Annotated in this window: 4 protein-coding genes; 3 read left to right on the top strand and 1 reads right to left on the bottom strand. The window is 71.7% G+C overall.

What is annotated here, in order from left to right; all coding sequences use genetic code 11:
• Positions 1-113 precede the first annotated feature (113 nt).
• The 3 genes from AB0I23_RS22905 (at position 114) to AB0I23_RS22895 (ending at position 5,819) form a co-directional block, all read left to right on the top strand.
• On the top strand, positions 114-1,487 hold the full coding sequence (locus tag AB0I23_RS22905) for an SWIM zinc finger family protein (protein ID WP_359111783.1): 1,374 nt from the start codon (positions 114-116) through the stop codon (positions 1,485-1,487).
• Positions 1,484-4,183, top strand: coding sequence for a DUF6493 family protein (locus AB0I23_RS22900; protein ID WP_359111781.1), 2,700 nt, complete (start codon positions 1,484-1,486; stop codon positions 4,181-4,183). Before AB0I23_RS22905 ends, AB0I23_RS22900 begins: the two co-directional genes overlap by 4 nt.
• 202 nt (positions 4,184-4,385) lie before the next feature.
• The gene (locus AB0I23_RS22895) at positions 4,386-5,819 is read left to right on the top strand and encodes a GNAT family N-acetyltransferase (protein ID WP_359111791.1); all 1,434 of its coding nucleotides are present in this window, start codon (positions 4,386-4,388) and stop codon (positions 5,817-5,819) included.
• Here the strand turns inward: AB0I23_RS22895 and AB0I23_RS22890 are convergent.
• Positions 5,755-6,966 (bottom strand): trans-sulfuration enzyme family protein, encoded by a 1,212-nt coding sequence (locus AB0I23_RS22890; RefSeq protein WP_359111779.1) that lies wholly within the window; start codon positions 6,964-6,966, stop codon positions 5,755-5,757. The genes AB0I23_RS22895 and AB0I23_RS22890 overlap by 65 nt on opposite strands.
• Positions 6,967-6,993: the final 27 nt, after the last annotated feature.

The following is a 6,993-nucleotide window of genomic DNA, read 5'->3' as shown; positions in this document are numbered from 1 at the left end:
CCGGACAGAACAACCGGAGGACAGCCCAGCAGGGCGTCAGTCAGTGGTGGAGCCACGACCACCGGAACCCACTTACGAGTATCAATGTCAGTGGTGGGTTCTACGGTTTTTGCATGACCCGATCCGTACAGGCCTTGGCCTACTCCCGCCCTTCCGTTCTGAAGTCCTCCCAGGCCGGACAGTTGCTCGGCCTGGAGACCGCGGGCGGTCTGACGCCCCGGGGCGCAGAGCCCCATCCTCGGTTCTTCGCCGGCTTTCTCGCCTCGCCGAGGATCGCCGCCCGCGGGCTGCTGGCCGTGGCGGACGTGGCGTCCGCCCGTTACTACCAGCGGACGCTGCCCTCCTCCCTCGACCCGGTGGTGACGGGGAACGGCGACCGGCTGCGCTTCGAGTCGTTCTCCGGCTGCTGCGGGGTCTATGCGCGCCTCGATGTGCTGCAGGACGGTCTGGACGGCGCGGAAACGGGTCACGGCACGACGAACGTAGATGTCAACAACCCCCTGCGGGAGGCGCTTTCGCGGATGGCTGGGGACGATCCGCTGCATCTCCGGGTCGGCCCGGAGGAGATGGCGGTCACCACACTGGACGGTCCGGTCGTGGAGAAGAAGGTGCCGCTGCCCGACCGTTGGCTGCGCGGGTTCGCCGAGGCGCAGGTGGTCTCCGCCGGTTTCGATCTGCGGGCGGAGCTGTCCGCGACGGAGACGGTCCGGTTCCTGCGCGCGCTGCCGCGCTCGTCGGGGAACGCGTCGCGCGGGGCGCAGTGGGTCGTCCCCGCCGGAAAGACGCTGCGGCCGACCACCCGGCCGGTGGCCGGCGCGGTGTGCCTGCCCGGGCCCGAGCGACTGGTGACGCTTCAGCGCGTACTGCGTCACGCGACGGCGTTGCGGGTGTACGGGCCGGTGGCGGACGGCGCCGCGGCCGCGAGTGCCTGGGAGTTGGTGCTTCCGGGAATGCGTCTCACGCTGACGCTGTCGCCCGACGTCTCGCGCGGCTTCTCCGGTGAGGGCGGCGTGCTCGACGCACTGGCCACCGACGATGCGGCGGCCGACGCCGAGCTGGTGTCCGTACTGCTCGCCTGGGAGCCGCGGATCGAACCGGGTGACCTCGCCGAGCAGTCCGGGCTGTCGGTGGAGCGGGTACGCTCCGCCCTTACCCGACTGGGCACAGCGGGCCGGGTCGGTTACGACCTCGCGGACGCCGCGTACTTCCACCGCGAGCTGCCGTACGACGCCGACCGGGCCGAGCGGCACAACCCGCGTCTGGTCGCCGCCCGGCAGCTGGCCGGCTCGGGCGCGGTCGCGCTGGACGGGCAGCTGGCCGCCGTCGCCTCGGGGGAACACCGCTACCAGGTGAGGGAGAAGGACGGAGTGCTGAGCTGTACCTGCCAGTGGTGGGCGGACTACCGGGGGCGGCGGGGCCCGTGCAAGCACGCTCTCGCCGTCCGGATGGTCCGCCGCGGAGCACCGGTTGCCGGGGGTGTGCGATGAAGGAACTGCTCAGCGCCGTGCGTGCAGGGCGCAAGGAAGACGTACCCGGACTGCTCCTGCCGCTGGACCGGGCCGAACGCCGATCGGCGCTGGTGGAGTTGACCGCACTGCGCAAGGAGGCGCGGAGCTGGGAATGGCGCGAACGGGACAAGATCCAGAAGGCCCTGCTGATCGCCGGAGCGGGCTGTCAGTCCGGGGCCGCCGGCTGCGCCACCTGGATCGGTGGCCGGGAACTGCGCGACTGGACCCGCTCCCCCTACCCGCTGGTCCTCGACGTGCTCGCGGACCGTGACCCTGCCTGGCTCGCCGACCTCGCCCATCGGCTGGCCGCGCGGCCCACCGCCACCCGGATCGACCACGAGTTCGTCTCCGAGCTGGTGAAGAGGGCACAGTGCCCCGTGCCCACCACGGAGGGTTTCGTCATCGGTTGGGCGGAGAACGTCTCCACCACGCAGTGGTGGCGGAACGACGCGCGGCCGCTGGTCGACGTACTTCGTGCGGATCCGCATCTCACGGTGATGGTGCCACGGCTCTTCGAGACGACCGAGCTTCCCCCTCAGGTCGTCTGGTACGGCGATCAGGACGCCGAATCCGCCGACAACTGGCCCTCGGTGCTGACCACTCTGGTGGAGGAGGGGCTGCTGCAGCGGTCCGTGCTCGTCAATTGCTGCGTGACCCGGTTGCTCCGCGGCGGAAAGCCCGGCGATCTGCGGTTCTTCCTGGTCGTGCTGCGCCGGCTGGCGCTGACGGAGCAGGAGGAGGCCGAGCGGGTCGCCGACTGGATCGGGATGGCTGCGGACGGCATCTCGACCGTCGCGGGCCATGCGCAGGAGGCGCTGGCCCGGCTGGACGAGCGCGGCAGGCTGACCACGCGTGAGCTCGCCGAGGTCTCGGGTGCGCTGCTGTTCCGGACCGAGAAGAAGCTCGTCAGGGCGCAGCTCGTGCTGCTCGGCAAGGCACTGCGTCGCGACGTGTCGGCGGCCGAGGACCTGCTGCCGGTCGTCGCCGAGGCATTCGGTCACGAGGACATCGGTATCCAGGAGCGGGCGCTGAAGCTGGTGGCGCGATACCTGCCCCCTGTCGGCGACCCCCTGCGCGAGGAACTCGCCATGTCCGCTGAGCTGTTGGGGCCGGCACACCGGGAGGCGGCGGCCGAGGTGTTCGGAGATCTGCTGGACGTCCGGCCACCGGGGGAGCCGTACGAGGAAATGCTGCCGCCGGTTCCCGCTCCACGTCGGGTCGAACCTGCGCCGGAGACGATCGCCGAGCTCGTCGAGGAGGTGGTGGCACTGGTGCGATCCGGATCGAAGGAGCTCACCGCCTTCGAGCGGGCCCTGGACGGCCTGGTCCGCCACGCTCATACGGACCGCTCCGCGCTGGCGGATGCGCTGCGCGACGCGCTGGCGGGTCAGTGGTGGCTCGACGACACGTCGTCCCGTGTCGGGGAAATACTCGGCTCGGACGCGGGCATCGAACTCGTCGTGGCCGTCCTGCTCGAACGGGTGTCGGTGCGGGCCGTTCACGACGGGCGTGCCGGCTGGACCGGGACCGGCACCTGCGTCCATGCCGCGCTCGACGGAGTGCTCCGGGCACGACTGTGGGAGGCCGCCTACTCGGTACTGATCGGCAGGTCGCCGTTCCTTCTGGCCACTCCGACGTGGCACACCGGCTCGCTTGACCCGGCGGCGCTGGTCGACCGGCTGCGTACGTATCGGCGGCTCGGAGTCGAACCCGGGGAGGCCGATTTCGCCCAGGCGCTGCTGCGGGTGCGACGCAGCGGTCGGCGCGAGGCGACGGAGGCGGCGGAGGCGGCCGTCCGGCTCGGCACCGAGCAGGGTGACCGGCTGGCCGCGTGGCTGAAAGCGGACGCACCGGTCGCACCTGTGCGGCAGCACCATCTGGAGAACGAACAGCCGCCTGCGCGCGGCTGGTTGCAGCGATCGACTGCCGGGACGCGACGCGTCCTGTTGGCCACCGCGGAAAACCCGGCCATCCAGCAGGAGTTCCCGCGATCCTTCCACTGGCTGGGCCGCCCGCACTTCCCGGACGGGCGCCTGTGCTACCACTGGGGCGAGGAGCCCGGGTCCTGGCTCGCCACCCTGCCCGAGGACAGCGAGACACTGGCCGCCTGGATGCTGCCCGCCGTCGCCACGTGCACGACAGAGGAGCTACGGGGTGCGGCCTGGCCGCTGCCCCGGCTCGTCGAGCTCGGCGGCCCGGCCGCCGGGGCCATCCATCTGGCCGTGGCGTACGGGCTGGGAGCCCGCCATCCGGAGGACCGGTTGTCGGCGGTCGACGCCCTGCTGGTGCTAGCGGCCCAGGGCAGGCTCGACGCGGCGCGGCTCGGCCGGGAGCTGGCGAATCTCGTCGACCGCGACCTGGTGAAACCCAACCGCGTCGCGGAGTCCGCCCGTACGGCCGCCGCCACAGGCGCATACCGGACGGTGCTCACCGTGCTGGCCGCCGCCCTCCCCCCGCTGCTGGCGTACGAGCAGGCCCCGCGCGGGCTGAGCGACCTGCTGTCCGTGGCCGCCGAATGCGCGGAACGCTGCGGTGCGGTGGCGGCCGAGCCGATACCCGGGCTGGCGGCTCTGGCTGCGCGCGGCGGCTCGTCACAGGTGGTACGTCATGCGGCACGGCTGCAGGCGGCCTGGAGAAAGGGGGCGGAGAGGATGGCCGACGACACCGCGCCGTAACCCACAGCGACGGGTCACGCCCCACCGTGACTCGTCCCGCCCCGCCTTCGAAACGCGCCCGCGCCCGCCGCAGCGACCGCAATCGTCCAAGGCAGCAACCGGCAAACCGGTTGATAAAGGACTAGATCCACACTTAACCGTTCGGTCACAAGGCGTTCGTGATCAGGCAACACCACTCCGTCACAGTGAGCTCATGGCTGATATGACATCCGCGAAGAGTGCCCGCCGCCCGCACCACTGGCGGCGGGACCTGATCGAGCTGGCCGCCCTGTTCACCGCCGTCGCGGTGGCCGACGCGATCGCCAACATGATCGGGCACCAGCCCGACGGACCGTATCTGCTGATCGCCTCGGCCCTGGCCCTCGTGGCGACAGCCGCGTTCCACACCTGGTGGGCACGGCGGCACAGTCACGCCCCGCCACCGACCACCGGCGACCACAGCGTGGACCCGTCCCACCACACGGTCACCGACAACGCGGCGGCCACCGCTGCCGCCGCACTCGTGACCACGCCGACCGCCGCGGGTCCGCCCCTGTCCGACGAGGACACGGTGCTGTGGCGGATGCGTACCACGGTCCGGGACACCCCCGGAAGCCTCGCCGCGCTCTGCATCGCGCTCGCCCGGCACCGGATCGACATCCTCACCCTGCAGACGCACCCGCTGGCACAGGGCACGGTCGACGAGTTCCTGCTGCGCGCCCCCGCCTCGCTCCAGGTCCGGCAGCTGAGCCGGGCGATCTCCGCCGCGGGCGGCAGCTCCACCTGGATCGAGCGGGCCGACGCGCACGACCTGGTGGACGCCCCGACGCGGATCCTGGGCCTCGCCACCCGCACCGCCCTGGACGCCGCTGAACTCCCGCTCGCCCTGCGCCAGTTGCTCGGACGCTGCACCATCCACTCGCTGCCCGCCGTCTCGATCACCAGCCGTGCGACCGGCGACAGCGCACCGGTCGAAGGGATGCTCGAGGAGACAGTGATGCGACTGCGCGACCCATCCGGCGGCGCGATCACCATCGAGCGGCCCTATCTGCCCTTCACCCCGACCGAATTCGCCCGGGCCCGCGCCCTGGTCGAGCTCGACGCCCGGCTGGGCCCCCGCGTCCCGCACAGCGAGCACGTGCTCACGCTCCCCGAGGGCAACGAGATCACCGTCCGCCGCGCGGACCGGAGGGACCTGGCCGCCGCCCGCGCCATGCACGATCGCTGCTCCGAGCAGACACTGCGGCTGCGCTACCACGGTCCGGTCCGCGACGCCGACCGCTACCTGGACCACCTGCTGAGCCCCAGGTTCGGCCGCACCCTGGCCGTCCAGACGGCCTCCGGCCGCCTGGTCGCCCTGGGACACCTCCTCTGGGACGGCGACGAGACCGAGGTGGCCCTTCTCGTCGAGGACGACTGGCAGCGCCGAGGCATCGGCTCGGAGCTCCTCGGCCGTCTGGTGACGCTCGCCATCGAGGCAGGCTGCGAGAGCGTCTACGCCGTCACCCAGGCGTCCAACACCGGCATGGTCGCCGCCATGCGAGCCCTGGAACTCCCCCTCGACTACCAGATCGAGGAGGGCACGCTCGTCATCACCGCCCGGCTGGACGCGACTCCGGTACGTTCCCTGCCGCCGTACGAGCAGGCGGGTCGCTGAGCGCCTGACAGAGGTCGGTCCACAGGTCCTCGACGTCCTCCAGGCCGACCGACATACGCAGCAGCCGGTCCCCGACACCGGAGGCCTGCCGGTCTTCCTCATCCACGATGCGGTGGCTGATGGAGGCCGGATGCTGGATCAGGCTGTCCACACTGCCGAGACTCACCGCGGGAGTGATGAGGCGCACGGCGGAAATCACCCGGTGCGGATCCCCGTACACCTCGAAGGAGACCATCGCTCCGCCCACCGCCGGGTAGTGGACCCTGGCGACGCGCGGGTCGGAGGTCAGCCGACGGGACAGCTCGGCGGCGCTCGCAGAAGCGGCACGCACCCGCACCGGCAGGGTGGACAGACCCCGCAGCAGCAGGTATCCGGCCATCGGATGCAGTACCCCGCCGGTGGCGAAGCGCACCTGCCGCAGCCGGGCCGCGAACTCCTCGTCGCAGGCCACGACCCCGCCCATCACATCGCCATGCCCGCCCAGGTACTTGGTGGCGCTGTGCAGGACGATCCGGGCGCCGTGCTCGGCGGGCCGCTGGAGGACCGGGGTGGCAAAGGTGTTGTCGACGAGCAGCGGCACCGAGCCGCAGGAGTGCGCGAGCGCCCGGATGTCGACCTCGGCGAGCGTCGGATTGGCCGGCGTCTCGACCATCACCAGACCCGTGTCCGGACGGATCGCCTCCGCGATGCCCGCCGGATCGGTCCAGGTGACTTCGGTGCCCAGCAGCCCGGCGCCGAGAAGGTGGTCGCTGCAGCCGTAGAGCGGTCGGACAGCGACCACATGGCGCAGCCCCATGCTCGCGCGAGCCAGCAGAACCGCGGTGAGCGCCGCCATTCCGCTGGCGAACGACACAGCGCTGTCGGTCCCTTCGAGCCGGGCCAGAGCCGTCTCGAACCGGGCCGTGGTCGGGTTGTCGAGCCGGGCGTAGACGGGTGGCCCGTCGAGCCTGGCGCCGGTGGTGGCGAAGGTGTCGATCCGTTCCGCCTCTGCCCTGGAGTCGTACGAGGGGTAGGTGGTGGACAGATCGATCGGCGGGGCGTGCAGACCGAGGGCAGCGAGGTCGTCGCGTCCGGCGTGCACGGCTTCGGTGGCCAGCGCCCTGGACCGGGGTGTCGTCGAGGGCCGCATCATGGCTTCGGTGTCCATGACACCACTCTGAACAGGTGCCGGGCC

The organism is Streptomyces atratus, assembly GCF_040655115.1.
Classification (GTDB): domain Bacteria; phylum Actinomycetota; class Actinomycetes; order Streptomycetales; family Streptomycetaceae; genus Streptomyces; species Streptomyces atratus_D.
This window is presented reverse-complemented; position numbering and strand designations above follow the sequence as displayed.

Bases quoted from the DNA above. Each gene is read 5' to 3' on its own strand.
- AB0I23_RS22905 (WP_359111783.1), top strand. From the start codon at position 114: ATGACCCGATCCGTACAGGCCTTGGCCTACTCCCGCCCTTCCGTTCTG.
- AB0I23_RS22900 (WP_359111781.1), top strand. From the start codon at position 1,484: ATGAAGGAACTGCTCAGCGCCGTGCGTGCAGGGCGCAAGGAAGACGTA.
- AB0I23_RS22895 (WP_359111791.1), top strand. From the start codon at position 4,386: ATGACATCCGCGAAGAGTGCCCGCCGCCCGCACCACTGGCGGCGGGAC.
- AB0I23_RS22890 (WP_359111779.1), bottom strand. From the start codon at position 6,966: ATGGACACCGAAGCCATGATGCGGCCCTCGACGACACCCCGGTCCAGG.